Annotated in this window: 2 protein-coding genes; both read left to right on the top strand. The window is 48.3% G+C overall.

What is annotated here, in order from left to right; genetic code table 11:
* Positions 1 to 210: hypothetical protein (locus H6B30_RS16060; RefSeq protein WP_205112249.1), on the top strand; the 210-nt coding region annotated here is incomplete at its 5' end.
* A gap of 46 nt (positions 211 to 256) precedes the next feature.
* The coding region (locus H6B30_RS16055) for a TraX family protein (RefSeq protein ID WP_239484179.1) at positions 257 to 592 on the top strand (336 nt) is incomplete at its 3' end.

The raw sequence follows: 592 nt of genomic DNA, 5'->3' as shown, positions 1-592 counted from the left end.
CAGTCGGAGGAGTTCAAGACCACCAAGTATTTCTGCAAGACGCACTTCGACATGAAGAAGATTAAGGACGAGGAGGAACACTACGTGCCGCTGCCCAAAATCTACGAGTTCAAGAACGACCGGGAGAAGGAAATTCTGCTCAACCGCAATTTCAAACGGGTTAATCAGGAGGTAGAGGATATGGTCAAGGAACTGCTTGGAATGAGCTAAGTGATTGTCTAACTGTTTCTGATAACATATTGAAAGATAATGATATATGAATATTGGTTCGACTTCCTATCTGCCTGAACCGCTTCCTTTGTTGAGCGGAAGCGCATTGAAAATCATCGCCATGGTTTCCATGGTTATTGACCATTACGCATATTATCTTATGGATGGCAATACAATGGCTTATGAGGTGATGCGGTGCTTCGGGCGTATCGCCTTCCCCGTGTTCGCTTTCCTGGTTGCGGAAGGTTTCGCCCATACGCGGAACAGGATGCGGTACTTCCTTTCCCTCATGTTGTTCGCAGTCGTCAGCGAAGTGCCGTGGTATCTGTTGAACGGTGCGGACGGCACGCACAACGTGATGTTCACGCTGGCCTTGGGAGTG

Source organism: Marseilla massiliensis (assembly GCF_016899955.1).
GTDB lineage: Bacteria > Bacteroidota > Bacteroidia > Bacteroidales > Bacteroidaceae > Prevotella > Prevotella intestinigallinarum.
This window is presented reverse-complemented; position numbering and strand designations above follow the sequence as displayed.